The organism is Metallumcola ferriviriculae (assembly GCF_035573695.1).
GTDB lineage: Bacteria > Bacillota > JADQBR01 > JADQBR01 > JADQBR01 > Metallumcola > Metallumcola ferriviriculae.
In genome coordinates this window covers 1,716,414-1,741,094 of the sequence record NZ_CP121694.1, presented here as the reverse complement: position 1 = coordinate 1,741,094, position 24,681 = coordinate 1,716,414, and the positions used below count along the sequence as shown (strand labels likewise).

Sequence of the window (24,681 nt, the reverse complement as noted above, 5' to 3'; positions counted from 1 at the left end):
CTATTTTATAGTATTAACGGTCCCATTATCAGGACTGTGAATGACTTCAACAATATCTCCAACATTACAATTTAGAGCCCGGCAAATCTTCACCAGCACTTCCATAGACACGTACTCGTTATTCGACAGCTTAGTCAAGGTGTTAGGACTAATCCCAGTAACCTTGCGCAATTCAGTTTTCTTCATACCTTTGTCAATAAGCAGTTTAAATAACTTGTTATAGGATACATTCATCGGGAACACCTCGATTATTTAGATAGGATTACTCATAAAATAGTATATCACAACAATTCCCATATTCTAGCAAAAAAATATAGATATTTGCGATTAATTCTTAAGCAAAAGATTATTATGCTTCCATTACTCGCTTGAGCTTTTTTAATTTACTTTAATCAGTAGATAATTTCCTTCATATTTATCTACTAATTGTGCACTTCTATATTTCGTACAGTAGCCCTGTTTCCTCAAAGAAAAAATACCCATTTTTCCTAAATACTAATCTGCTTGACTCCTCCCCCCATGTCACTTTACAACGTACTTGACTCGCTCAAAAAAACAAAAAACCACCCGCTCACAGTTCTGTAGCAGGTGGCAATTTACCCTATTTCTAATGCTTTCCTTTTTCTACTTCTTATCTACACGTTGCATCCAACATACGCCATTTAACGTTCCGTACATGGATGGAAGCATACTTGATACTAAGCGCATAGATTATCGATGGGTTTTTCAATTTATTTCTTTTTCAAAAAGAAGGCAAGTCCACCCAACAATACTACACCGCCGGCGATAAACGGCATGCTGCCGCTGCCCTTGGAAGCATCTTGGTTATCACTGCTGTCAGCGTCTGCACTTTCGTCCTCCCTGGCAGTGGTTTGACCTGCATCATTCTCCGTCGCGGTACTCTTATCAATTCCCGGTTGGCCCTGTGCCACCGCCACACCACCGGCAGCGCTATCCGCCGCTGCACCGGTCTCCATGATTGTATAAATCACTTCCCTATCTACCATGGGAATTCATTCCCCTTTGTGTCACCAGTCATGGTGGTTGATAAGTTGGTGTTAGGCGCGGCACTTCTTGGCAATAATCCCCTTCAATCTTTAAAAAGTTCTCCCATTCTACCAGTTTGTGTTAACATTCCTCTTAACATTTCCAAGTAATTACGACGGCCAAATCTCCCACCTGATACCTGCTCAATTGATTTTATTAATCTAAGGATCATTACTTTCTGCAATTTAGGAGATATATCATTTTCTCTAGCTACATCAAGAAACTTTTTAAAAATATCCACTTCATAATCATCAAGGGTATAAAGATGATCTTGTCCTTGCAGTATATAGTATATCTTTATATAGCAATTGAGAATATCATTATCATCGACTCTAAAATCCCGGTAATAGTTTATGAATATAAATTCTTCTAACGGTCCTGCCGTTTCTGGAATCCCTTGTCGTTTGAACAAATCATCATATTCATTATTAAATGATGCCCTAGCACGCTTCATTACTGCTTTCTCATTATCTTTTAGTATACCTTTCTTGTATATGCTGCAATCTAAAGTGCATTCAATTTCATTACCTCTCTTGCTTCCGCAACAAAACGGGCAAATTTCCTGCTGTAATGCAGGGCATGATCTCTTTGCTTTTTTACTACAAAATACACACTTTGCCATTTGTAAATTCCTCTTTCATTTCAAAGTTATTGTAAAGTTAAGTGCTCCTTCTACCTGCCAATCATATAATGGCACCAATGTCTATCTAGTAATTATCTGCCACAACTTTAATAAATTCATTACTTTTCTAATTTCTCCTTCTTTTCCTTAATCCGTATTCTTTTTTTCGACTTTCTTAGTAATTATTGCACAACTCCTGAGTCAACTTTCTCTCTCGCCTTGATATAAATATTAAGATCTTCTATAATATATTCTTTTCCAGTGGTATGGAGAGCCTCATAACTAGCATTAATATAATCAAAAACACGGTATTTTTTAAAAAGCTCTATAGCTTCTTTGCCTTTAAGACCTTGGGCATTTTTATAGCTTTCAATGCAATATACCAAAAAATCTAATTTGCCCTCCATCATTATGCCTCCTCCGGAAATTTAATTTTCCCTGTCTCTTGTTCTTCAACATACAAACTATAAAGAGTCGGTACACTTAAATGCCAAACCTTCGTTTCCTCTTGCTCCAACTTTTCATATAGTTTAGATGAATAAAGGCGTTCTAATGCATCTTTATGAGATATATTTATCTCTTTAGCTATCAGTTGTGCTAGGCGGGAAACAATCACCTGTAAAACGGCTTGAAATTCTTTCGTTTCACTCATCAAATAACATCCTCCTTCTCAATATCTAACTGACCAATATAACGTAAATAGGATAATGCTTTTTCGGTGCAAAAAGTCACTTGATTATATAATTTACGAATCTTTAACCTCTTTATCGTTTCTTCCCGTGTTAAACCTGGATTCCCGCCTACTCATAACGAGGAGGGTGGAGCAACGCCCAAGCCTATATAGATCTCCTTCTGTTTCTCAAGAAGCTCACCAACACGCAGTTTTTGCCCTGGCGCTTCAAAACATTCGATGACGTCAAGTTTATCTAGGGCACTCTGCAAGGTATAACTTTTGAATAAATCCGTCTCCTGCATCTGCTTTTTGATGTAAGAAAGATAGATGAGAGCCACAAACTCTACAAAAAGTTTACCGTCAAGGCTTTGCTCCGAGGAAACCAATGTGCGGCGCATGTTCAGTCGTTCCTTAAGGTTGCCAAATGCTTTTTCAACCACATCCTTATTGCGGTAGAGCTCCAGCGCGGTAATGGCATCCATTTTTTCATTAGTCAAAAGGGCAAAGAATCCATAATACCGTTTTGCTTTAGTAACGGCATGTTCATTGGCGGTGACCTTTGTCCCTCGTTTTGGCGTAGTTTTCGTCTCGAAATACTTTTTATAGAGGTTTTCATGTTCAGGAACCCTCTTACCTGACTCCAGTTCATGGCGCAGTGCGATTAACTTTCGGTCAAAGGCTTTTTCGTCTTCAGCTGCTTTATCAATGTTGTAATAATAGTGAATGTAGATGCGCCTGGGTTCTGAGAGGGTGTCCCCTTTATACGGACGGTACTGTGTATAAAGCCAATTAGTCTGTACTGTATGGCAATACAGCTCGTATTTCTCGCTATAGTGTTCAAATATACGAAACTTATCGTAGATGAGGTCCAATTCTTTCCTGATAAAAGCGAGGGATATTTTTACGGAGATCAGGAATTTCAAGTGTTCTTTAAAGAGGGCATTGATATTATCTTGACTATAGAAGCCTCTGTCCATAACCAGCTTCACTTTGGAAAAACCAAGGACATCCAAATCAGCAAGTAAATTCTTAATTGTTTTGGAATCAGGAATGTTTCCAGCCAGTTTGCGGTAATAAAAAGGAAGGTTGGACCTTTCACCGAACACTAACGCCAGGTTCAGTTGAGCCAGTGGATCGCTCTCTTTATTCTTGCCGTATTGCACTTGGCGTAGATGTTCAGAATAGCTGGAGATGGAAGTAATGTCATATGCCCAGAACTCCTTTTCTGTCCGCCGTTTCCCTTGCAGCTGAAAGAATTTGTTCTTTGCTTCTTCGGTGATGGATGTGAAGAGTTCGCTGCTTCGCTGGGAGGTTATGTTCTTACCGTAAGGATGCTTATGTAAGCTGCTCCATTTTTCAAAACGATAGAGGGGGTTTTTATCCTCAAGAATCAGGTAATACACAATCGAAAGAATTTGCCAATAAATACTTGGAAAACAGTGTTTCAAATCCTCGGTAATGCTGAGCTTTTCACCAATAGCGTCCAGCAGATACGTTGCTCCGTAGAAGGACCTTGATGTTTGAATAGATGGGACAGGGCCTCTTTGGAGAGGCGCAGGCACTTCTTTCTTTTTCCGGCCTCTGCCGTCTGTCGGGACTATCTCTTTGGTTTCATTGTCTACCCGGCCGATGAGCGTCCTTTTTGCCCGGGATTGCTGCTTGTCCTTATCCCAGTAAGAAACGGATTCATAGGCGTATGTAATCCCTGATCGCTTATCTGTCTGATAGACGATGGCTGCCATTCAGTTGCACCTCCTCGTTATGTATATTATAACACATACGAGGTTGGCTACAAGTAAAAAATGGCATTAAGCCCAGGTTTTTCAATGGTTTGCAGTGTTTTTTTGTTAGCCCTCGTTATGAGTTTGGCGGGAATCCAGGGTTAAAATACCAGCTTCATATAAACTGATAACCCGATATATAGTATCATCAGCAACTGCTCCAATAACGACATCATACTGTTTTCTTTTATAAATTCCCTGCCTGTTGGCAAAAACAAAATCCAGCCATCCTGCATCCGGCGCATCGAATTTTAACACTTCTAGAGAATTTTCTATCTTGTAAAAATCTACTTCATACACACTGACAGCTCTAGTTTGGCTGTCATTTCTTAGCATCACCTTATGCGCAAAACCAACTGCCTGTTTTTTATTTGTTGTTGTATAAAAGCCTGCACCAAAGTCCAATGTACGTTTTGGTGCTAGTAAAACGGGTTTTTCGACAATCACATCACTTCCATGGTAGACAATCATAAGTTTCCTCCTGCCACTTTCTTTATCAATTTACTTTCTTTCTTCAATTCGGCAAGCATCTTTTCAAAATGCTTTCTCTTATTAACCTCATTCTTCACCTCTTCAATTTTCTTCTCATCTCGCCCAATATAATCGGTAACAGTCTTTTCCCCATCCCGGTATTTTAAGTAATAATATTCATGGTTGCCTATTTTCTTTGTAATAATCTTTCCTTTTGAGAGTTGGTTAATCTTATTTTCATATTCTTCTTGCATTAGAAGGTTTCTCTTAGATCAACAGGCTTCCCTAGTGACATCAACTCTCATTATCATTTATCTTATCCCATCACCTTTCTCCTTTTTCTTCATCAATTAATTATTAATATCTGTTTCAATTCCTTCAAAAGCGGCCAATTTTTCATCCTTTTTCACTCATCCATCTCCCTGTGCCCAGTCTCTTCCTCATCCACCCAGTCTTCTTCTTCATATACCATGCCGTTTCTGCCCGGAACTTTCCGTGTCGGCCCTGACTTATAAAATTTACAACGTAATGGCCCATAGCAAAAAGTCTCAAACCGGTACTTTTTCCTGCCCGGATTCCAGTGGTCAATAGTAATCTCTACAGGCATCCGACAGCCCCATATGCAGGTGGTACATTTACTGTCATAAGTCCTGGTAGCTAACCGCCGATGTCCTCTTGCCCGGTAAACTTCAAGTTCCGGCAGTATATCTTCCCACGGTGGAGGAATATTAGATTTGTCAACTTGACCAGTCTTCTTCAGCTTAGAAGCTTTATAAAATTCAACCGGCTCCAGCCTATCATCTGCAACAGGAAGACACTCGCCAGCAATCTCATCGCCAACCCTAAACTGATGTTTTGCCTGGGCGGCTTTACCGATACCAACAGAGAACTCCCGCTCAACGTCATCAATCGTACCTATTATAAAAAGCGAATAACCAAGGTAATTATGCGACCGCTCATCAAATGACCGAAGCAGCCTAATTCTCGGTTGGACTGATTTTAATATTCCTTTGAAGGGTATCTTAGTCATTGGTGAAGCACCTCTTTGTAGTTGGGTGATAGGTTTGACTTTTCTCTTTATTACCAAGCTATTTATTCATTATCAAGCATCGATAGCCGCATCGGATCACTACATATCAACACCGATGCAGTTATTATAAATCAATCTCATTCAGCAGCTCCCGCAGTTTCTTCAGCTCTTCCACTGACAGGGTAACCCCTTTACCCATTTTGGCATGTTCCGGTGCCCAGTCACGCAGGTCGTACTTGGGATCCCGGTCATTCCAGCTGATTAGGTTCAATTCCTTTGACCAACCTTTAGACGACTCTGATAAGATACCAAGCGTCTCTTTGATTTCGTATTTAACTGCTGCCATTAAAATCGTCTCCTTACTCAAATTTACTAAGACCACTTACTGTTTTCATATATCAAACCATTCAGCTCATCTCGAATGCTCCTCCAATTTGGAAGAAATTTATCCATATACGCTTTGAACCGATCATTATGACTTCTTTCTAATAAATGGACCATTTCATGAACCATAATAAACTCTAGGCACCGAGGATTCTTCTTAGCGAGTTCTAAGTTTAACCAAATCCTTTGAGCCCTTGTATTGCATGTGCCCCATCTGGTCTTCATCAGCTTAACGCCCCAATCTTTAACAGATACGCCAATGACTTCTTCCCATTTAATTATGTATTCCGGAATTATGCTTTTAAGCTGTTCCCGGTACCATGCTGTCATCACTTTTTCGCGTTTTTCTTTTGTACTGTTTGGCCTTATATATAAATCGATGTACTTTTTATTTCTTAACTCCACGTGTTGCTTGCCGGAAGTCTCCACGACATTTAACAAATACCTGGTCCCAAAAAAGTAATGGCTTTCCCCGGATAAAAATTTTCTGATAGATTGCCTATCCTGCAAATCAAACTTTCCTCTTTGTTTTTTGATCCATGACAGTTTAGATATAGCAAAAAGCTTTATTGCTTCTTCGTCCATTTTTTCAGGCACTGCCAGCCTAACTCGACCATCAGGTGGATGGACTGAAAGATTAATATTTTTTATTTTTTTCCTGATTACCTCAATAGCTATATTGCTTATCATTATACTATTCATTCTAATATTCACCTTGATTCTTCACGTTTCAAAAATCTCTTCCAACTTTTCTTCATCGATTGAAAGCACCAGACTTTCATCTTGTTCTAAATTATCATAGTAGGAGTCTCATTAGTAATTAATCTTCTGACATTATTTCAATAGTCTCTGCTGCCGCTTCCCTGTCATTTTTTATCCCTGCGGGCAGCGGGTCAATTGCATCAAGGCTTTTGTCTCAGTTTGTTTTAAACAAATAATAAGTTGGTGTCAGGCACCGGCAGTTCACTAATTCCTGTTAATCTTTTAATCTGTCTACAGGTCGCTTTTAAACCGATCCTGAAACAAATACCCTACCCTGTCATATTTTTTGTTATACCATAAAACATAGCTGCCGCATATCTTCCTCATCGTCAAACAGAGTTTAACGATTTATTCCTCTCATGACGATATACTATATTTCACTTTCACTTTTTATCCTTGCTGCTCTAGGCACGAAAACCACCCTCTGGAAAATTATAGCTTAGGGGTGGTTTGTGTCAATAACCCCGTCCCCTTGTCACTCCGCCGGACTATGCTCAGTAAAAAAAGAATTATGTCCACCGCAGCAGCAAAAGACTCCCCTCAGGCATCGCTGACCGTGGCCGGCAAAGTGATAAATCCCCACCGGCCCCCGACTAGAAGCGGGAAAATCACGGTGTTCTTCTCTTTGGAGGATGAATTCGGCCTGCTAGATGTAACTATGTTCGAAAGACAGTACCAGCGATTCGGCCAGCTGATTTTTGGTCAATCCCACCCGGTATTGACAGTCACCGGCACATGGTCGGATAACTGTCTGATTTTACAGCATGCAGCACCATTAGCTAAGAATTAGGTTTATATCAGTAAACCTACCTACTCTCATTCTGGCACATCAGCTTTGTCTGCTCCATTACAATATCCACTGCTTTAGCCGTCTTATCTGGTGGGTAACCGTATTTCTTTAGCAGCCTTTTTATGGTCATTTTCATTTTGGCCTGAACACTTTCACGGATTGCCCAGTCTACGCTGATATTGTTCTTAATAGATGTCGTCAGGTCTTTTGCAATCTGCACCAAGATTTCATCACCCATCACTTCCCTGGCTGATTCATTTTCAGCCATAGCGTCGTAAAAAGCTAATTCATCCGCTGTTAATCCTGTACTTTCACCGCGTTTTTCCGCCTCACTGATCTGTTTGGCAAGCTCTATCAGTTCCATAATAACCTGAGTGGTTTCAATGGCTCTATTCTGATACTTCCTGATGGAGGCCTCCAAAAGCTCGGAAAACTTCTTCGACTGAACTAAGTTACGCCTTGAGAATGTCTTGATATTCCCTTTGAGCAATCGGTTTAACAGCTCAACAGCTAAGTTTTTCTGCTTCATACCTCTCACTTCTTCAAGAAATTCATCTGAGAGAATTGCAATATTCGGTTTGGAAAGACCTACGGAATCTAAAATATCTACCACTTCATTGGAGGATATGGCTTTGGAAAGTAATTGGTTGAGCTCACTGTCAAGCTGGGATGTAGTCTTCTTTTTATTTTCATCGCTGATCATTTTAACAAGGCTTGCTTTGACTGCCTTATGAAAGCCCACTTCTATATTGAGGCTTTCAGCAATATCGGTTGTCGCACACAGGGAATAAGCCCGAGCCAATTCGGTTACCAGCTTAATATAATCGTTCTTTCTTTCCTCACGAAGTCCGATAATATAATCCATGGTTTCTACAATGGCCTGCATTTTCTCGCTTGGCTTGCCAGTAAAGAATTTACTATAGTCATGGCCATGAAGCAGTTCTTTAATCAGGTCATACTTTTCTAAGAGAACCTGGGATGCCACTTCGGTGTCTACACCGGTAGTCTTCTTGTCACTCTCTGTGTATTTCGCTAAGGCTTCTTTCAGGTTTTCCGCGATACCGATATAGTCAACAACAAGTCCGCCTTGCTTATCTTTAAATACTCGATTAACCCTTGCAATAGCCTGCATCAAGTTATGGCCGCTCATTGGCTTATCGATATACATTGTATGCATACTTGGCACATCAAATCCGGTAAGCCACATATCACGCACAATCACAATCTTCAGTTCATCATTTCTATCTTTCATTCGTTTAGCCAGTGTTTCCCGGTTGGCCTTGGTCCCGATAAACGGCTGCCAGTCTGCCGGATCAGATGAGCTGCCGGTCATAACAACCTTAATCTTTCCAGCCATTAATTCGTCACTGTGCCATTCCGGTCGAAGTACAACAATTTCCCTGTAAATATCGATGGCAATCCTCCGGCTCATGGCGACGATCATGGCCTTACCGCCTTCGTTCTCCTGCGCCTGCTCACGCTTTTCAAAATGTGCTACAATATCTTTGGCAATTTGTACTACTCTCTGCTTGGCACCCACTATGGCTTCAAGTCTGGCCCATTTGCTCTTAAGTTTTTCTTTTTGACTATATTCCTGGTGCTCGGTGATTTCATTATACTCGGTATCGACCTTTGGTTTCATTTCTTCCGGCAGCTCAAGCTTAGCAATTCTGCTTTCATAAAAAATCTTCACGGTTGTGCCGTCTTCCACAGCTCTAGTCATATCATAAACATCGATATAATCACCAAATACTGCTCTTGTATTTTTATCAGTAAGTTCAACCGGCGTTCCTGTAAAGCCTATGTAAGATGCATTGGGAAGGCTATCACGCATATACTTGGCATAGCCATATTTCACATCTACTTCATTTTTACCCTTCACAACGTCCGCTCCAAAACCGTACTGGCTGCGGTGAGCTTCGTCTGCAATGACAATGACATTTTTTCTGTCCGTGAGGACCATGTCGCCTGCATAATCAGCATAGCTTTCAGCTGCCTGCTCCAAACTTTTATAAGACGGATTGCCTTCTTTAATTTCATTGGTAAAAGGAGCAAACTTATGAATTGTTGTAAAGATAATACCGCCACTGGTACGGTTATTCAGCAGCTCTCTCAAATGCGCTCTGTCTTCTGACTGTACCGGTGTGCTTCTTAATAAATCCTTGCTTTTAAGAAAAGTACTAAAAAGCTGGTCGTCCAGATCGTTTCTGTCTGTAATGACGACAATGGTTGGATTCTCCAGTTCTTCACTTATGACCAGTTTGCCGGCATAGAATACCATGGACAGGCTCTTCCCACTGCCTTGGGTATGCCAAATCACACCAATCCGCCTGTCACCATGTTCCATGGTGGCCCGTTCAGTGCTTTCTACTGCTTTATTAACTGCATTATATTGATGATATCCTGCCAGTATTTTTATCGTATCCTTGCCATCACTTTGGAAGAGAAGAAAATGTTTAATAATATCCAGCAAGCGGTCGCGCTGAAACATTCCCTTAATCAGCACTTCAAGTTGCGGAATAGACACGGAAGCTACATCATCTCCATCAATGCTACGCCAAGCCATAAAGCGATCTTCATCGGAGGTCAGGGTGCCCGCTCTGGCATTGATACCATCACTGGTGACCATAAAGGAGTTATAAGTAAATAGGGAAGGAATAGTCATTTTGTAAGTTTGAAGCTGATTATAGGCATCGGTTATATCAACATTTTCATCACTGGCACTTTTCAGTTCAATGACCACCAAAGGAATCCCATTAACAAAGGCCACCACATCCGGGCGCTTTTCCACGCCATGCTCAACAATTGTAAACTGGTTGGCTACCATAAATTCATTGTTCAGCGGTTTTTCAAAGTCGAATACATAGGCCTTTTCTGTGCGATAGCCACCATCGGCCTGTTTCACCTGAACATCAATTCCATCGGTGATCATCTTTTGAAATGCTTTATTGTTCATGATAAGGCTCGGACTTTGAGGGATCATAATCTGCCTGAAGGCATCTTCTATTGCATCGATTGGAAACTTTGGGTTGATCCGGGCAAGGGCTTCTTTTAGGCGCTCAGCCAAGATAACATCTCCGTAGTCTTCACGCTCCGGATACTCTCCATCCGGTGCAAGATCCGGGGCAAAAACCACTTCATAGCCCAGTTCTTCAAACCACTCCAAGGTCGCTTCTTCTAAGTGGGATTCATAAAAATTACTCCTTGCCATTTATTGCACCACCTGTAATTTTAGGTTTTAAATCGCCTAGTTTTTTAACAGTCTTATTATTTAACAATGACTTTAGCTGTGTTCTTGCTATTTTATTAAGTTCAAGTAACCTCTCATGTTGTGCTAAACCTTGTCGAATAAAATTAGCATTCATATTTTCTAAATTGACCATTACAATTAGCTGTTCTATTGTGGCATAATCTCTGATATTGCCTTTCAATTCTGAATTTTCATCTCGCCATTCTTTAGCTGTCTTTCCAAACAAAGCAACATTTAAAACATCTGCTTCACTAGCATAGGTTATTCCTATCTGTTGAGCTGTCAAATTATTTGAAACTAAAGTTTCCTTTATAGCATCGGTATGTATTTTATAATTAATCTTGGCAAGGACCCGATTAACATTCCATTCAAGGGATAATTTACTATTTTCATCAGTCTTTAAACGTTGGTAGTCTTTAATGATATATAGCTTAAATTCCGGAGATACCCATGATGCAAATTCAAAAGCTATATCTTTATGGGCATAAGTACCACCATAACGACCTGATTTTGAGATTATACCACTGGCATTTGTTGTTTCTATCCATTTTTGCGGAGACAAGACAAAGGAGTTTCTACCTGCTTCATTTTTAAACCCGTCGAATTCGATGGGTTTAAAATTTGGATTATTTATTTGCTCCCATAAACCTAAAAATTCAATAGTATCCTTACTCCTAATCCAGTTGCGAATAACATCATTAGGCTCATTACTCTTATATTTTGCTATATCAGTCAGGCTGATATAATCATCATCATTACCTGTTGAGAAAATAGCAATTTCCTTGCCTTTCGCATTAATAGTGGCCTTGAAAATTTTATCCTTAGGCACTCACTCCACCTCCTCAATTGGAACTCGGATTTTACCGGACATGAGTTCTGGCAATAGAGAATCACGGATTGCAGTAAGTGTTCTTATCTGTATTGAATTATTCTCAAACATAACATCAAATCTTCCATAGCTATTTTGAAATTTTTGGATAATATCATTTGGTGGAATTATTACTCGAATATCATTCAAAGTATCCTTATTAATCGAACCAAATACTGTTCCTTCACCATTATAGACATTAAAGCCATCCTTTAGATTTATTAATTGATACAACAAATAGGAGTTGCATTCGTTCTTGCTTCTTAATGATGCCAAGCCACGACCTATACAACAATCCTCGATTGCAACATTAATATCTCCAACAGGAGCTCTTACACTTAATAAAATATCCCCTCTGTGAGCCATTCTTTTCGCTTCTGTTGTATACAACCGAATTGTTGGAAACCTTTTACCAAAATCTGTCCTACCTTGATAAAATACTGTACCATCATTGTTTTCATTATAACTGCTACCCTTTGGGGATTGTCCCATTGTGATACTTGCAATATCACCCAAAGTTCCGACTCTCCACCCCTTAGGAATCCTGCCTAACTCACTATCTTCAAACTCTCCATCCTTAAACGGCTCAAAATCCACAAACCAGCTTTTGAATATCGCCTGTGCCACTTCCTCAAGGGTTTTGTTAATCTTATTGTTGAGTTCAATTTTGTCGTCAAGGCAGGAGAGGGTGTCTGCGATGGCTTTTTGTTCCTTAATTGAAGGAAGCAAAAACTCCAAATTACGCATAATAGATATTGGTAATTGGGGTTGTGCACTTCCTGTTCTAATTGCCAAAATCTGATCTTGGATAATTGGTGATTTAAGTAACCAATATCCATACTTTGGATAAATCTTACTTTCATCACATCTCAATATAACCATTCCGGAATTAATTCGCATGTATTCATAAGGAATATCATGTTTATAATAAGCAACATTCCCGACCGTGCCCCTTGTTGTCATAACTATATCTTTTCTTATTAACTTACCTTTTCGCAACAGTTCATCTTTTTCTTTTGTGATAAACTGTGTTTCATCAAAAGCAAATCCAGCTGATGTTACATTTTTAGCGTTTAGAAAAAGACAATATCCTTTATTACTAAAATCAGAACCATTTGGATAATTTTTTCCTCTATCACCATCTATTATTTCAATTGCTGCTTCTCCGAGCTTAACCTCTCTCCATTCACTAGACCTCATACCCAATCGCCCCCCATCTCCGCGTGATTTCCTCCTCTAGTTTTTGGGATTTGGCAAACATCTCGGAACACTCTCTATTAACCATACCCCTCACCGCTTTTTTTCCAGCTTTTTCTGAGCTTCTTTTATACCTTTGAGGAAATCTTTTTCTACTTTTGACAGCTCATCTTTGGTTTGCTCCCAATATTTTTCATATTCCAGTTCGGCTTTTATTTTAGCCTGTTCATGACTGATTCTACCCGCATTTTGTAATAATTCGCTGCCACTCATTCTGATAAAATCATCTAACCTTGTAATCCAGTCTTTCATATACATGGGTTTTTGTCGGATTGCCTGCAGCTCTGCGAATTCTAGATAGGCTGTAACAAGCCTGTTTAAAATATTAATTTCCTCTTCTTTTAAATAATTTTTGGCGATAGATGCATCTGATTTCTTCGGCTTTTCCCCCTCAAATGCAGTCATACCCATGAAAGTCTCCTCAGCAGTTGCTCTCAGATAGATTATTTCTGCTGCTGTATGTCCATGGGCTGCATAATGCATCTTATTCTGTACAGTTTTAAAGAAAAGTTTTGAACTTTCATCATTTGGATCATAATCTATACTTGTGGCATAAATATCTAGCACTTGTCTGTAAAATACTTTTTCACTGGAACGAATATCTCTAATACGTTCCAGCAATTCTTTGAAATAATTGCCGCCGCCTGCTTTTTTTAGCAGGTCATCATTCATTGCAAAACCTTTAATAATGTATTCCTTTAATATCTGCAGAGCCCAAATCCTAAACTGAGTACCTCTATGAGACTTCACTCGATAACCGACAGAGATAATAACATCCAGATTATAATAAGCGACATTCCTTTCGACGCTTCTACTACCTTCATTTTGAACTGTTGCAAAATATGCAATAGTTCCTTTCTCTTGCAGCTCACCTTCATCATAGATGTTTTTTATATGACGTGAAATACCGGACTTATCTCTCTGAAAAAGTTCAGCCATATCATTTAATGATAGCCAAACCGTTTCTTGTTCTATGGTTACGCTAATTTTAGTCGACCCATCTTCCGTTTGATACATCAAGATTTCAGATTTGTTTTCAGATCTCATAGCCAATCGCCCCCAATCGCTGCTTGATTTCTTCCTCCAGCTTATGGGATTTGGCAAACATTTCAGAAAGCTCTTCTGTCAGCCTTATCATCTTTTTATCAAAGGGCTCACCGTCGTCTTCCGCTTCTTCTATTCCTACATATCTACCAGGGGTTAGGATGTAGTCATGGCCTCTGGCTTCTTCAATACTTGCAGATTTACAAAAACCTTGGATATCTTTATAATCACTAATTTTTTTCTCCTTTGACTTTTTCACTTCATACAAATCCGCTTTTTCAGCAGCTAATAGTTGACTGTTTACAGAATTCATATCTCTCCAATTATGGTATGTATCATAAATTTGCTTAATTTCCTCATCGGAAAGCTCTCGGTGTTTACGGGTTACCATGGTTCCCATTTTACGGGCATCAATAAAGAGGATTTTATCTTTTCTGTTATCTCTATTTTTAGAAATAAACCAAAGGCAAACGGGAATGGTTACATTATAAAAAAGATTAGGCGGCATGGTGATAATACAGTCCACCAGCCCTGCTTCGATAATGTTTTTTCTAATCTCAGCTTCCGCCTTGGTGGCTGTACTCATGGAACCATTGGCCAGTACAAAACCTGCTACACCCTTAGGTGAAAGCTTACTGATAATATGCTCTATCCAAGCGTAGTTGGCATTATTTTTTGGTGGTATTCCGTACTTCCAACGGGAGTCGTCTTGTATCAAAGTATAATCACTCACGTTAAACGGTGGATTGGCTAAAATATAATCGGCCCTAAGGTTTTTATGTAGGTCGTTACCAAAGGTATCCGCATCTCTTCCACCCAGGTTTCCGTCAATCCCCCGAATGGCAAGATTCATTTTGCAAAGTCTCCAAGTGTTAGAAGTATATTCCTGACCGTAGATATAAATATCGTCTTTCCTTCCTTGGTGTTCTTCAACAAATCTTGCTGACTGTACAAACATGCCGCCGGATCCGCAGCAGGGGTCGTATACTCTGCCTTTATAAGGCTCAATCATGCCGACCAGGAGCTTAACGATAGTAGGCGGGGTATAGAATTCCCCTTCACTGGAACCAAACTTACCCAAAAAGTATTCGTAAACCCTGCCCAAAATATCCTGTGCCTTAGCCTCTTTATTGCCAAGGTTAAATGAGAATAAATCAATAAGTTCACCGAGTTTCGTTTTATCCAGTTCCGGTCTGGCATAATTTTTGGGCAGTACCCCTTTTAAGCTTTTATTCTCTCGCTCAATGACAATCATCGCTTCATCGATAATTTGTCCGATGGTATTTTGTTTGGCGCTTTTTTTGATAAAGTCCCATCTGGCACTAGGTGGCACAAAGAAAACATTATCCTCTACATAAGCATCTCTGTCTTCTTCAAAACCATCGCCCTCTGCCACCAATTCGTTGTATTTTTCTTCAAAGCTGTCGGAGATATATTTTAAAAAAATGAGACCAAGGACCACGTCCTTATAATCCGAAGGCTGAATGTTACCTCTCAATTTATCTGCCATTTCCCATAATTTGTTTTCAAACTCTAAATTTATAGCCATAGTTATGCCCCCCCTATATTAGATCTTTATAAATACTGTCCTTTATTTGCATCCATCGTTTTTCTGCTGTTTTGATGGTATCTTTGTATATACTTAGTTCTTCGTGATATCTATCCATCATTTCCTGCTGTTTGCTAATAGGTAGTAATGGAATCTCCATTTCCATGATATCAGCGTGGTTGATATTCATAATGGTGGTGCCCCTCTGCAAGCTTTTAATGATGGCCACTCCTATGGGACTTTCAAAAAAGATCTTGATATACTCCCCTTTGACCTTTTCCTTTGGCCGGATCACAATCAGATTTGCCGATACAATGATCGTTTTATCCCGGGCTTCAAATACGGCAGATTTTATGGCAGTTCCTCTGCATGAGAGGACCACATCGCCGGTATACAGCTCATACCGCTTAACTTTTCGCTCTTCTTCATCAATGGTGTCCATGCCTGAATAGTTAATCTCACCCTCCTCGATATTGGAGATATTGAGGATAGATATGCTGCCAAGAGAAGTGTCCTTTTTCAGGATGGACTTTCCTCTGAACACCTCGGCCACATCTTTCAGCTTCACTTTTTGGACATTAGAACTTTTGAACCTTTGAATGTTCTCATCGTCATCTGCCAATAATAGCTCAATACGCCAATCCTTATAAGACAGAAACTCTTTTGTAGATATTTCCCTTTTATCTCTTATCTCAAAATCTTTTTTATTAAGTTTCAATGTTCCGATTTCAATATTTGCCTTGCTTTTTGCTGTAATTGCGAACAAATAGGTTTTAATAGCCGTTGCCGGTCTAAATGTTACATCAGGTAAAATATAAATACTCTCCACTTGAAAGTGTTCTGTGATATATGACCTTAGTTTCTCATAGCCCAAACCGGCAAAGGTGATTTTGGCTGGAAGGATGATATCCAGGGTGGCTTTATCATCAAGGTGTCCCAGCATATTTTCTACAGCGATACCATCGCTTTCCCTTGTCAAAAACGTTTTGCCTACCTCATCCGGTTTATGTCCAAAGGTCGGCAGCGAGTATATATAATCATATTTTTCATCCTTCAGAGATCCTGTATAGATAGACTCAAATCGGATTTTGACATTCTTATACTTACCAAAAGCCAACTGCAGCAAGATGTGCATTGGTTTTAGCTGAGTTGTTAATGATATCTCGGAATCTTGCAAGCGCCTGATCATTTCTTTAAGACCAGATAAATGTTTTTCTGCTTCGGTTATAAGAATTTTCTTCGGCTGCAGGCTCTCTATTCTATCAGTAATATATGAGCTTAAGTATATTGGTGAAATGACTGTACCCATTCGGTCATTCCTATAAATCTCAAGGGTAAAATCAACGAGATCTATGTCTTTTAACGCTTCAAAGATAACCCAAAAATCATCTCTATCTGCCGGGAAGAAGCCTAATTCATCTTCGGTAGTTTTCTTCATGAGCTGAAAAAGCTTGTCTTTGTCGCCCATAATTTTCGATTCTTTTTCAAGCTCCAGCAACGTCATTTTTACACGAAGCATTTCTTTCAGTAACTGCTCTCTGGAAGATAGCTGCCTTTGATATAGGACATTTAAAGCTAGATCAATATTCTTGTACATTTTAGGCCCCCTTCCTGTACTTATTGGACAGTTTAATTATACTTTCTTTATTTTTAGTATGTCAATACTAAACTTTTAATATACATGAAAATAATGAAGCACCCTAAACAGGGTGCACTGGTCTATTACGATCTTCTGCATTTTTTAAATAGAAGGGCGCTTGGAAAATTAAAAGTTGTTTATTAAATTAGGTTTAAAAAGGCCGTTAAGGAATTCTGGTTCAAAACTCTCCGATTTCCTTTGCTCTCATAAATTTTTCTATAAACTTTAGCTCCTTCATCTAAGGAGCACATCATTATTCTGTATCACTAATGAATTTCATGAACTTATTCTGTATTTCAACGAAATCGTCAGGATGTAAGCTTCCTATTTTAAAGTCAAATTGAGTTTTGTCTAGCAGCATGGTTTTTGACACCCTTGCTGTAGATTTATATCGAAGATGGGCTTGTTGCCAAAAAACTATGGGGGTATCGTAATCATCGTTATCCCTTGGGTCAGCTTTAGTCACCTTTACTGAGAGAACCTCTAAGGTTTCAACATCTAATACAACTACTGGTCTAGGAAGAAATTGCGTAGTATCTTCTTCAAGAGGAAATTTTGCGAACCATACTTCACCTGGAGCAATTATCATAATTTATTTACGAGAATCTTTATAAATCTCGTCCCATTCATTCTCATTTCTCCAAGAGTCTTCTTTAGACAGAGTGATGATACCCTTTTTAGTTTTAGCTGAATTTGCTTCAGTTGTACGAATTATTTTGGCTCTGTTTTTAGCTAGAAAATCTGTAAAAGAATCTCTCGTTTTTTTTGCTAATGCTTGCATATTTTTCTCCCCCTTATTTTTGCAAGCCTTTTCTCCCTTACCCATATTGTACCACCTCCGTTTAGCAAATTCAATACACTCTATATTATGCACTAATTTGAGGAAAAAGAAACTTTGGCACTTCTATATTTCGTACAGTAGCCCTGTTTCCTCAAAGTAAAAATACCTTTTTCCCTTAATACTAATCTGCTTGACTCCTCCCCCCATGTCACTTTACAACGTACTTGACTCGCTCAAAAAAACAAAAAACCACCCGCTCACAGTTCTGTAGCAGGTGGCAATTTACCCTATTTCTAAGGCTTTTCTTTTTCTACTTCTTATCTACACGTTGCATCCAACATACGCCATTTAACCGTTCCGTACATGGATGGAAGCATACTTGATACTAAGCGCATAGATTATCGATGGGTTTTTCAATTTATTTCTTTTTCAAAAAGAAGGCAAGTCCACCCAACAATACTACACCGCCGGCGATAAACGGCATGCTACCGCTGCCCTTGGAAGCATCTTGGTTATCACTGCTGTCAGCGTCTGCACTTTCGTCCTCCCTGGCAGTGGTTTGACCTGCATCATTCTCCGTCGCGGTACTCTTATCAATTTCCGGCTGGCCCTGTGCCACATCCACACCACCGGCGGCGCTATCCGCCGCTGCACCGGTCTCCATGATTGTATAAATCACTTCCCGGCGAATGGAGCCGACGAAGTCCTTGTCCGCCAATGCTTCAATCTCACCTTTGCCCAGCTTAGCCTCTACCCGCGGTTCACGGTAACCTTCCTTGGCCTCGTATTCAATAGCGTTATCTTCCATGAACTGGCTAACATTTTCTAATGCCTGCTGATAGCCTTTTTGCTTCAGTTCAATCAGTTTCTCTAAATACTGCCGCATTCTTTCCTGGTCAAACGGCACATCATCCTTGCGGTTGGAAGCAATGACGTTATTTTCATCATCCACAAGTTCCGCCACATCCGCGTATTCCTGCTGCAGCTGCTCTATCTCTGCCAATAGTTCTTCATCGGGCTGGTAAGTGGGGATAGTACTGGTTAAAAGTTTTTCATCATCAGGCATCTTTTGCATCTGGCGATAAAGTTCAACTTCTATTTTGCCAGCTTCTTTCTGCAGCTGTTCATATTCTTCCCTGATTTTCTCCTGTTCCTGCTTAAATAAACTATCCACTTCATCTCTTAGGTAGATTTTCTCACTATCCAGGTCAATGTAAACACCGCCAAATTCACTTTTATCCTTGGTGCCAAAATGGAAGTTTGTTCCCCAGAAACTACGTCCCATATGTTCTAACTTTTCTACTCTCCCCGGTAACAATTGAATGTCTTCCGGCGCCATTTGATATTTTTCCGCCAGGAACTCAACCGCCCTTTGATGATATTCTTTTTCATGTTCAAATTCCGTCTGCGGCTCCGGTGCAAAACCGGAAGTATATGCATCTGCACCATCCCCCTCGGGCAGCGGTGCTACCTCCGCCATGGCCAAAGCGCTGCCACTAAACGCTGCTACAAGAAACATTACCGTCAACATAAGTACAAATGTTTTTTTCAAATCTGCTACCTCCTTTGGGCTTGTTTACTCTGTTAGACGCTAATGCTCTTACGATGTTCCACGAGAGTATCTTCCATTTTTTACAGGCGTAAGAGGGATGGCTGCCGCCAAATCCCGCTGCGCAAAGACAGACATCCCCATCGGCCCGGCAGGCATGGTGGGCAAAAGCAAAACGTACCCAACCGAAGACGGCTGGGTACGTTTTGAAAAATGGTTTTTTGAAAGTCTGCATTACTTCTAGGGCTGGGTACCGCTGGGTTGTTGGGAAGCTTTGCTTTTCCAGTATTCTGCTTCCTGTTGATACTGCTGCGCTTTATGCTCCCAATCAGAAGCTTCTTGCTTATAATGGTCTACCTGTTTTTGCGCAGCCACGGCTTTATCCTCCCATTGGTTTGCCTCTTCCAAATACCGATTAGCTTTATCCTTCCAATTTTCCAAATCATCAAGATACTGTTGAGCTAACCGCTGCCATTCGGCAAGCTCTGCCTGTAATCTACCGACACTTTCCTCACCATTGGCGGCCTCCTGCTGCAGCTTGTCTGATTGCTGCTGCCACTCCTCAATCTGATTGGCATACTCTTGGGCTTTCCCCTTCCAGACAGAAAGCTGTCGCTGATACTCAGAGGCCTTATCCTTCCAATTGTAGATCTTTTCATCAAGGTCCAGTTTGGCATCAACCGAAGAGGTTATTTCCCCACGAAGCTCACTTAAATCAGCATTTATCCTGCTAATTTCATCAGTCTTATCTGCAAGTTGCTGCTCTAATTCGCTGACCTGCCGCTTCCAGTCTACTGCCTTTTCGTTCATAGCCAGGGCTTTTTTTGTCAGCGTCAGCCCGCCGGAAATAAATATTACAATTGCAAATAGAAAAATCGCTGCCCAGAGAACTCTCCTGTTACCCTTCATATTTGATGCCTCCCCTGTATGATTGCATTAAACCATAGATTAACCTACGGAAATACGCCGTTTCTCATTGTACGGTTGGAAAACCGAGTCTAATAGCTGCATGTTTTGGTCAAACACAGCGGTAGCAGAATGTAAGAACTTTTTCCTAGTATAGTAACGCAAATCGAAAAAACGAACAACATGATTCCCTTGATGATACTGAAGATCTACATAAAAATAGGGCGTAAAACTACTAAACAATCTACCAAGAGGCGTTTGTAACGCTAACTTAATCAGTTGACTATCACGATGTTTCTTCAACTGCCGGCGAATAGTATATTCAGACTGGAAAAAGGGGATCTCCCCGGTAAACATCAAATCGCCAGTATCCACCAGAAAACTCCAAGCAAAATTCCGAGTCATAGCCGGCATAATTATAATATGGTCATTAGTAGGAAACTCTTTTTGTAAATAGGCGTGAACAAGCTTCTTTGACGCCAGGCGCAGCAGCAAGTAGACAAAAATACCCAACCAGCCCGGAAGGCCGATGCCGAAAACTATCGCTCCCAACAAGAGTACTACTATCGGATCAAATATTGTTAACAAATTTAGAGAAAAGTTGCCCTTAGAAAATGGCTCTAGAAAGCGCGCTCCGTACGAATTTAACACATCCAAAAGTGTATGCGAAACCCCTCCCAGGAAACTCCATAATAACAATTGAGCAAAAGCAGCTGCAGGAAATAGCAAATGCAATAGAATGGCTATCCCCACACTGAAAAAAGCCAGTCCCAACAACCCGTGGCTGCTGCCCCGATGTTGTTTGAGATAGGCCATGTCTCCCTTAAATTGAAAAACTATATCTAGATCCGGTGCCATAGCGCCCAACATAGAACTTAAATAAACAGGGCCGGTCAATGTTAGCGGGTCACCGCTTAATGTGGCCACCGCCAAACCGGCAATCGCATGAGTAATGGGATCCATTGCTATCATCCTCTCTAGTCACACTAGTACATTATAGCATAAGTGAAGTTATGGGCGGGAAGGCAATTTCTACCTGATCTGTTTGTGAAAGGGTATCTGACAGCGCAGTTGGGGTTGGTCTACCCCTTTATGCTGAATCAGCACGCGAAAAGTTTCCCCCATTCCACCAGGGAATGCCAATCTTTTTACAGCCAATACGTCTTTGTGTGCCCTTTCGTTATCAGTTTTGGCTATTTCCTCCACTACCTTCATGATACCGAGATTAAGCAAAAAATTTGCTTGATACATGAAAGCCGTGGTTGAAAGCTTTAACTCTTCGCCTTTCTTCATCAGTGCCGTAAAGTTCGCATGACTGGTAATATCCTGCCTGCCCACATTTTGAAGAGGGTCGTTAACCACTTTATGTTGGTGATAGCATAATAGTGTGCCTGCCGCAAAACGCGGGTCATCTAATTCCGCCACCAGGCGGCCATAGTCAATGGTAATGACAAAACCCTTTGTTAAAGATGCACTAACCGTTTCCAGCCATGCTAAGGCAGCCATATTTACCTCCACTACTTGACCTTCCCGTCTAGGCTGCCAATCCAATAGTTGAAAGTATTTGCTAAAATCCCGTGAGGGCTCACCCCACTGCTGAATGAATTGGCCCTGGCCATTTACTTCCACCCACGCTTCCTGCCACCCTGTTGAAGAATATTTGAGGATATGCACCGGGAATGCATCGATCAATTCATTAGTAAGTACTACTCCCTGTACCGATTCTTTTCCCAGTAACTCTTGTTCACTATACCAACTTACCATACCGCTATATTCGGCCAGATTATCCTTTTGCCTCTCGCTCAATTTGCTGCTGATTTCTACAATTCGGTATTGTACAGCCTGAAAACAGTCGTAATGTTCCTCTTTCAGCCAGTCTAAAATATCTTTTGCTAACATACCGTCGCCGGCACCAAATTCGGTAATAGTAAATGGCTGCGGACAGCCAAGTATTTCGTACATTTCTGCCGCCTGCCTGGCTACCATTGCGCCAAATAAGTAGGAGACATGTACGCTGGTATAGAAATCGCCCTCCCGGCCCAGGCGGTTTTGATGGGCGGTATAATAACCTGCTTGAGGATGATATAGTGCCTGCTCCATGAAGTCGCGGAAGGTCACCTTCCCACGGTCAGTGACAAACTCCTTAATTATTGCTGTCTTATTCATCTTTCGCTTCCCCCTTCCCTTAGAAAATTCGCACCAAAAAAAGAAAGTCCTGCAATGCGCAGGACTTGTGTTTTTGAATCGTCGATTGAAATTTATTTCCGTTTAAAATCAGCTGGACGTTTTTCTAAGAAAGCTTTAGCTCCTTCTTTCTGGTCTTCGCTCTCACAAAGCTCACCAAAGAGCTTGGCCTCAAGCGCCAGCCCTTGTTCAATAGGTAAATCCCAACCCTTGTCAATGGCCTGTTTTGACGTCGCTACTGCCAAGGGACCTTTAGCTATTATTTTCTTGGCCATAGCATATGCGGCATCCAGTACCGAGCCTTCTTCTACCACCTTTTCTACCAAACCGATGCGCTGTGCTTCATATGCGTCCACCATGTCGGCAGTATAAATTAACTCTTTCGCCTTACCTAAACCCACTAATCTTGACAAACGCTGGGTGCCGCCGAAGCCCGGAAGAACTCCAAGGTTAACCTCGGGCTGCCCCAGCTTTGATTTAGCAGAAGCAATTCTAATATCACAGGCCATGGCTAGTTCGCAGCCGCCGCCCAATGCAAAGCCATCAATAGCAGCAAGTACCGGCTTATTCAACCCTTCAATCCTACTAAAAACCTGCTGCCCAAAGGCAGCCATTTTTTCCCCATCGGCAGCATTCAAATTAGGAAACTGGCGAATATCCGCTCCGGCCACAAATGCCTTATCTCCTGCGCCAGTTATCACTACAACCCAGACATCATTATTACTCTCGACCTGAGCCACCGCTTCATCCAAGTCCTGAAGCACCTGGTTGCTGAGAGCGTTTACCGGGGGATGATTAATCGTAATAGTTGCCACTTGTTCCGCAATTGTTACAGTTGCCATTTTTTCCGTCATTTTTTCAACACCTCCAAATTTATCCAAACTACATTCTGCATTCTGTAATATAATTTCTTTGCCCGCTGTAAAAATCCTTCAGAAAACTAGCGTTATTTATAATATTCTAACAACAAATCATGTAGCCATGTGCTGCGATGAAATCGCTAATACCTGGACTACCCAAGGCTTACCGAGGCAAAGCATCAACCCCTATGACTCCTTAGTGCATGATACTGTAGGTGTCACTTATTACGACACTTGGTGCCTGACACCATAGGTGTCTGGGTGTCACTTATTTCAACACTTGGTGCCTGACACCTGTCACTTATTTACAACACAATGCGTGCAAATTCCGGCTTACCTGTTCAATCCTATCTTTTTGTTTTACTACTCTGAGCCAGCGTTGCGGCAGCGCCTGGTACCCATAGTAAACACCGGCCAATCCCCCGGTAACCGCGCCGACGGTATCGGCATCGTCTCCCAGGTTAACCGCATTTATTATGGCTTCCTCAGCGGTATCGGTATTATAGAAACACCAAAGGGCACTAACCAGGGTATCGTATACAAATCCGCTGGCTCGTAGGTCCGTGAATTCCCATCGGCGCAAGTCCTTTAAGTCAGCTAAAAGTTTTACCGTGGCGACATCTGCCTCTTGATAGAGGTAGGCCGCAAACCAGTCCCAACTTTTATCCCATGCCGCCTGCTTTTCCTCCTGCATAAGACACGTTGCCAAAATATTATAAAAAACTCCCGCCATCTCCGCTATCATGTCCCAATGAGTCATTCTACAAATGCGTCTGGAACGGTCTGCAATTTTTTCCGGATCCCCATAATAAGCAAAGCTGATAGGCAGAGTACGCATTAGCGCCCCATTACCCGCAGTCTTCCCATCCAAGGATTTTGCCGTATGTTTGGAGGCCTCGTCCCAGTTATCTAAGATGACATAGTTACTAAGCGATGTCCTAATAGTATTGCCTACATCTTTAGGGCCGGTGTTAAACCAGTCTATAAATCCTTTACCGATTTGACCAACCGGATTATCAGGCGCAGCCACAATTCCTTCTGCCACCGACAAAGTCATCTCGGTATCATCGGTAAATTCACCCGGTTTCAAATCCAACCAACCGCCGCCAATGATTTCCCTGTGTATCCCATAATTTTGTTTGACCTCTTCAGCACTCATAAACTCCAGAGTAGCGCCCAGTGCATCACCTAGTGCCACACCGAACATTCCTCCCGCCACTCGTTGGTACATTGT

General features: G+C 41.1%; 27 protein-coding genes. 2 read left to right on the top strand and 25 right to left on the bottom strand.

Annotation, left to right across the window (positions count from 1 at the left end; all coding sequences use genetic code 11):
- From MFMK1_RS08770 to MFMK1_RS08720, 11 genes are all read right to left on the bottom strand, one after another.
- Positions 1-234, bottom strand: coding sequence for a helix-turn-helix domain-containing protein (locus MFMK1_RS08770; RefSeq protein ID WP_366924734.1), 234 nt, complete (start codon positions 232-234; stop codon positions 1-3).
- A 497-nt stretch (positions 235-731) separates the two neighbouring features.
- Positions 732-1,007 carry a hypothetical protein gene (locus tag MFMK1_RS08765; RefSeq protein ID WP_366924733.1) on the bottom strand — a complete coding sequence of 92 codons (276 nt, stop codon included), beginning with the start codon at positions 1,005-1,007 and terminating at the stop codon, positions 732-734.
- An 83-nt stretch (positions 1,008-1,090) separates the two neighbouring features.
- Positions 1,091-1,669, bottom strand: coding sequence for a hypothetical protein (locus MFMK1_RS08760; protein ID WP_366924732.1), 579 nt, complete (start codon positions 1,667-1,669; stop codon positions 1,091-1,093).
- 182 nt (positions 1,670-1,851) lie between these two features.
- Complete coding sequence (locus MFMK1_RS08755; protein WP_366924731.1) at positions 1,852-2,079, bottom strand: DUF3791 domain-containing protein; 228 nt, start codon at positions 2,077-2,079, stop codon at positions 1,852-1,854.
- On the bottom strand, positions 2,079-2,321 hold the full coding sequence (locus tag MFMK1_RS08750; protein WP_366924730.1) for a hypothetical protein: 243 nt from the start codon (positions 2,319-2,321) through the stop codon (positions 2,079-2,081). Before MFMK1_RS08750 ends, MFMK1_RS08755 begins: the two co-directional genes overlap by 1 nt.
- Before the next feature lie 152 nt (positions 2,322-2,473).
- The gene (locus tag MFMK1_RS08745; RefSeq protein ID WP_366924185.1) at positions 2,474-4,084 is read right to left on the bottom strand and encodes an IS1634 family transposase; all 1,611 of its coding nucleotides are present in this window, start codon (positions 4,082-4,084) and stop codon (positions 2,474-2,476) included.
- A gap of 105 nt (positions 4,085-4,189) precedes the next feature.
- Positions 4,190-4,594: a DUF3990 domain-containing protein gene (locus MFMK1_RS08740; RefSeq protein ID WP_366924729.1), complete on the bottom strand. Its 405-nt coding sequence runs from the start codon at positions 4,592-4,594 to the stop codon at positions 4,190-4,192.
- Positions 4,591-4,848, bottom strand: a complete 258-nt coding sequence (locus tag MFMK1_RS08735) for a DUF6788 family protein (RefSeq protein WP_366924728.1) — start codon at positions 4,846-4,848, stop codon at positions 4,591-4,593. Before MFMK1_RS08735 ends, MFMK1_RS08740 begins: the two co-directional genes overlap by 4 nt.
- Before the next feature lie 152 nt (positions 4,849-5,000).
- Complete coding sequence (locus tag MFMK1_RS08730; RefSeq protein WP_366924727.1) at positions 5,001-5,624, bottom strand: hypothetical protein; 624 nt, start codon at positions 5,622-5,624, stop codon at positions 5,001-5,003.
- 124 nt (positions 5,625-5,748) lie between these two features.
- Positions 5,749-5,970: a YdbC family protein gene (locus MFMK1_RS08725; protein ID WP_366924726.1), complete on the bottom strand. Its 222-nt coding sequence runs from the start codon at positions 5,968-5,970 to the stop codon at positions 5,749-5,751.
- A gap of 26 nt (positions 5,971-5,996) precedes the next feature.
- The gene (locus MFMK1_RS08720; protein WP_366924725.1) at positions 5,997-6,710 is read right to left on the bottom strand and encodes a M48 family metallopeptidase; all 714 of its coding nucleotides are present in this window, start codon (positions 6,708-6,710) and stop codon (positions 5,997-5,999) included.
- 550 nt (positions 6,711-7,260) lie between these two features.
- Between MFMK1_RS08720 and MFMK1_RS08715 the strand changes: the two genes are divergently transcribed.
- Positions 7,261-7,560, top strand: a complete 300-nt coding sequence (locus MFMK1_RS08715; RefSeq protein ID WP_366924724.1) for a hypothetical protein — start codon at positions 7,261-7,263, stop codon at positions 7,558-7,560.
- 16 nt (positions 7,561-7,576) lie between these two features.
- Here the strand turns inward: MFMK1_RS08715 and MFMK1_RS08710 are convergent, their stop codons facing one another.
- From MFMK1_RS08710 to MFMK1_RS08670, 9 genes are all read right to left on the bottom strand, one after another.
- On the bottom strand, positions 7,577-10,771 hold the full coding sequence (locus tag MFMK1_RS08710) for a type I restriction endonuclease subunit R (protein WP_366924723.1): 3,195 nt from the start codon (positions 10,769-10,771) through the stop codon (positions 7,577-7,579).
- Entirely contained in the window at positions 10,758-11,639 is an 882-nt protein-coding gene (locus tag MFMK1_RS08705; protein ID WP_366924722.1) for a KilA-N domain-containing protein, read from the bottom strand. The genes MFMK1_RS08710 and MFMK1_RS08705 overlap by 14 nt, the downstream gene beginning before the upstream one ends.
- Positions 11,640-12,878, bottom strand: coding sequence for a restriction endonuclease subunit S (locus MFMK1_RS08700; protein ID WP_366924721.1), 1,239 nt, complete (start codon positions 12,876-12,878; stop codon positions 11,640-11,642).
- Positions 12,879-12,968: 90 nt separating this feature from the next.
- Positions 12,969-13,982, bottom strand: a complete 1,014-nt coding sequence (locus MFMK1_RS08695) for a virulence RhuM family protein (RefSeq protein ID WP_366924720.1) — start codon at positions 13,980-13,982, stop codon at positions 12,969-12,971.
- A complete protein-coding gene (locus tag MFMK1_RS08690; RefSeq protein ID WP_366924719.1) occupies positions 13,972-15,528 on the bottom strand; it encodes a type I restriction-modification system subunit M in 1,557 nt (518 codons plus the stop codon). The genes MFMK1_RS08695 and MFMK1_RS08690 overlap by 11 nt, the downstream gene beginning before the upstream one ends.
- A gap of 13 nt (positions 15,529-15,541) precedes the next feature.
- Entirely contained in the window at positions 15,542-17,125 is a 1,584-nt protein-coding gene (locus MFMK1_RS08685; RefSeq protein ID WP_366924718.1) for a restriction endonuclease subunit S, read from the bottom strand.
- A gap of 295 nt (positions 17,126-17,420) precedes the next feature.
- Positions 17,421-17,756, bottom strand: coding sequence for a type II toxin-antitoxin system PemK/MazF family toxin (locus MFMK1_RS08680; protein WP_366924717.1), 336 nt, complete (start codon positions 17,754-17,756; stop codon positions 17,421-17,423).
- A gap of 3 nt (positions 17,757-17,759) precedes the next feature.
- Positions 17,760-17,993 carry a hypothetical protein gene (locus MFMK1_RS08675; RefSeq protein WP_366924716.1) on the bottom strand — a complete coding sequence of 78 codons (234 nt, stop codon included), beginning with the start codon at positions 17,991-17,993 and terminating at the stop codon, positions 17,760-17,762.
- Positions 17,994-18,366: 373 nt separating this feature from the next.
- Positions 18,367-19,500 carry a hypothetical protein gene (locus tag MFMK1_RS08670; protein WP_366924715.1) on the bottom strand — a complete coding sequence of 378 codons (1,134 nt, stop codon included), beginning with the start codon at positions 19,498-19,500 and terminating at the stop codon, positions 18,367-18,369.
- A gap of 97 nt (positions 19,501-19,597) precedes the next feature.
- Between MFMK1_RS08670 and MFMK1_RS08665 the strand changes: the two genes are divergently transcribed.
- Complete coding sequence (locus tag MFMK1_RS08665) at positions 19,598-19,741, top strand: hypothetical protein (protein ID WP_366924714.1); 144 nt, start codon at positions 19,598-19,600, stop codon at positions 19,739-19,741.
- Here MFMK1_RS08665 and MFMK1_RS08660 read toward each other — a convergent pair.
- The 5 genes from MFMK1_RS08660 to MFMK1_RS08640 form a co-directional block, all read right to left on the bottom strand.
- On the bottom strand, positions 19,738-20,406 hold the full coding sequence (locus tag MFMK1_RS08660) for a hypothetical protein (RefSeq protein WP_366924713.1): 669 nt from the start codon (positions 20,404-20,406) through the stop codon (positions 19,738-19,740). The genes MFMK1_RS08665 and MFMK1_RS08660 overlap by 4 nt on opposite strands.
- 39 nt (positions 20,407-20,445) lie before the next feature.
- A complete protein-coding gene (locus tag MFMK1_RS08655; protein WP_366924712.1) occupies positions 20,446-21,366 on the bottom strand; it encodes a metal-dependent hydrolase in 921 nt (306 codons plus the stop codon).
- A gap of 69 nt (positions 21,367-21,435) precedes the next feature.
- The gene (locus MFMK1_RS08650; protein WP_366924711.1) at positions 21,436-22,569 is read right to left on the bottom strand and encodes a class I SAM-dependent methyltransferase; all 1,134 of its coding nucleotides are present in this window, start codon (positions 22,567-22,569) and stop codon (positions 21,436-21,438) included.
- Between the two features lie 92 nt (positions 22,570-22,661).
- Positions 22,662-23,441, bottom strand: coding sequence for an enoyl-CoA hydratase-related protein (locus MFMK1_RS08645; RefSeq protein ID WP_366924710.1), 780 nt, complete (start codon positions 23,439-23,441; stop codon positions 22,662-22,664).
- A gap of 307 nt (positions 23,442-23,748) precedes the next feature.
- Positions 23,749-24,678, bottom strand: coding sequence for an ADP-ribosylglycohydrolase family protein (locus MFMK1_RS08640; protein WP_366924709.1), 930 nt, complete (start codon positions 24,676-24,678; stop codon positions 23,749-23,751).
- Positions 24,679-24,681: the final 3 nt, after the last annotated feature.

Coding starts and splice junctions, on each gene's coding strand:
- MFMK1_RS08730 (WP_366924727.1), bottom strand. CDS start 5,624: ATGACTAAGATACCCTTCAAAGGAATATTAAAATCAGTCCAACCGAGA.
- MFMK1_RS08665 (WP_366924714.1), top strand. CDS start 19,598: ATGGCTGCCGCCAAATCCCGCTGCGCAAAGACAGACATCCCCATCGGC.
- MFMK1_RS08740 (WP_366924729.1), bottom strand. CDS start 4,594: ATGATTGTCTACCATGGAAGTGATGTGATTGTCGAAAAACCCGTTTTA.
- MFMK1_RS08700 (WP_366924721.1), bottom strand. CDS start 12,878: ATGAGGTCTAGTGAATGGAGAGAGGTTAAGCTCGGAGAAGCAGCAATT.
- MFMK1_RS08720 (WP_366924725.1), bottom strand. CDS start 6,710: ATGAATAGTATAATGATAAGCAATATAGCTATTGAGGTAATCAGGAAA.
- MFMK1_RS08715 (WP_366924724.1), top strand. CDS start 7,261: ATGCTCAGTAAAAAAAGAATTATGTCCACCGCAGCAGCAAAAGACTCC.
- MFMK1_RS08725 (WP_366924726.1), bottom strand. CDS start 5,970: ATGGCAGCAGTTAAATACGAAATCAAAGAGACGCTTGGTATCTTATCA.
- MFMK1_RS08660 (WP_366924713.1), bottom strand. CDS start 20,406: ATGAAGGGTAACAGGAGAGTTCTCTGGGCAGCGATTTTTCTATTTGCA.
- MFMK1_RS08685 (WP_366924718.1), bottom strand. CDS start 17,125: ATGTACAAGAATATTGATCTAGCTTTAAATGTCCTATATCAAAGGCAG.
- MFMK1_RS08680 (WP_366924717.1), bottom strand. CDS start 17,756: ATGATAATTGCTCCAGGTGAAGTATGGTTCGCAAAATTTCCTCTTGAA.
- MFMK1_RS08695 (WP_366924720.1), bottom strand. CDS start 13,982: ATGAGATCTGAAAACAAATCTGAAATCTTGATGTATCAAACGGAAGAT.
- MFMK1_RS08675 (WP_366924716.1), bottom strand. CDS start 17,993: ATGGGTAAGGGAGAAAAGGCTTGCAAAAATAAGGGGGAGAAAAATATG.
- MFMK1_RS08710 (WP_366924723.1), bottom strand. CDS start 10,771: ATGGCAAGGAGTAATTTTTATGAATCCCACTTAGAAGAAGCGACCTTG.
- MFMK1_RS08640 (WP_366924709.1), bottom strand. CDS start 24,678: ATGTACCAACGAGTGGCGGGAGGAATGTTCGGTGTGGCACTAGGTGAT.
- MFMK1_RS08770 (WP_366924734.1), bottom strand. CDS start 234: ATGAATGTATCCTATAACAAGTTATTTAAACTGCTTATTGACAAAGGT.
- MFMK1_RS08765 (WP_366924733.1), bottom strand. CDS start 1,007: ATGGTAGATAGGGAAGTGATTTATACAATCATGGAGACCGGTGCAGCG.
- MFMK1_RS08735 (WP_366924728.1), bottom strand. CDS start 4,848: ATGCAAGAAGAATATGAAAATAAGATTAACCAACTCTCAAAAGGAAAG.
- MFMK1_RS08750 (WP_366924730.1), bottom strand. CDS start 2,321: ATGAGTGAAACGAAAGAATTTCAAGCCGTTTTACAGGTGATTGTTTCC.
- MFMK1_RS08745 (WP_366924185.1), bottom strand. CDS start 4,084: ATGGCAGCCATCGTCTATCAGACAGATAAGCGATCAGGGATTACATAC.
- MFMK1_RS08755 (WP_366924731.1), bottom strand. CDS start 2,079: ATGATGGAGGGCAAATTAGATTTTTTGGTATATTGCATTGAAAGCTAT.
- MFMK1_RS08655 (WP_366924712.1), bottom strand. CDS start 21,366: ATGGATCCCATTACTCATGCGATTGCCGGTTTGGCGGTGGCCACATTA.
- MFMK1_RS08690 (WP_366924719.1), bottom strand. CDS start 15,528: ATGGCTATAAATTTAGAGTTTGAAAACAAATTATGGGAAATGGCAGAT.
- MFMK1_RS08760 (WP_366924732.1), bottom strand. CDS start 1,669: ATGGCAAAGTGTGTATTTTGTAGTAAAAAAGCAAAGAGATCATGCCCT.
- MFMK1_RS08645 (WP_366924710.1), bottom strand. CDS start 23,441: ATGACGGAAAAAATGGCAACTGTAACAATTGCGGAACAAGTGGCAACT.
- MFMK1_RS08650 (WP_366924711.1), bottom strand. CDS start 22,569: ATGAATAAGACAGCAATAATTAAGGAGTTTGTCACTGACCGTGGGAAG.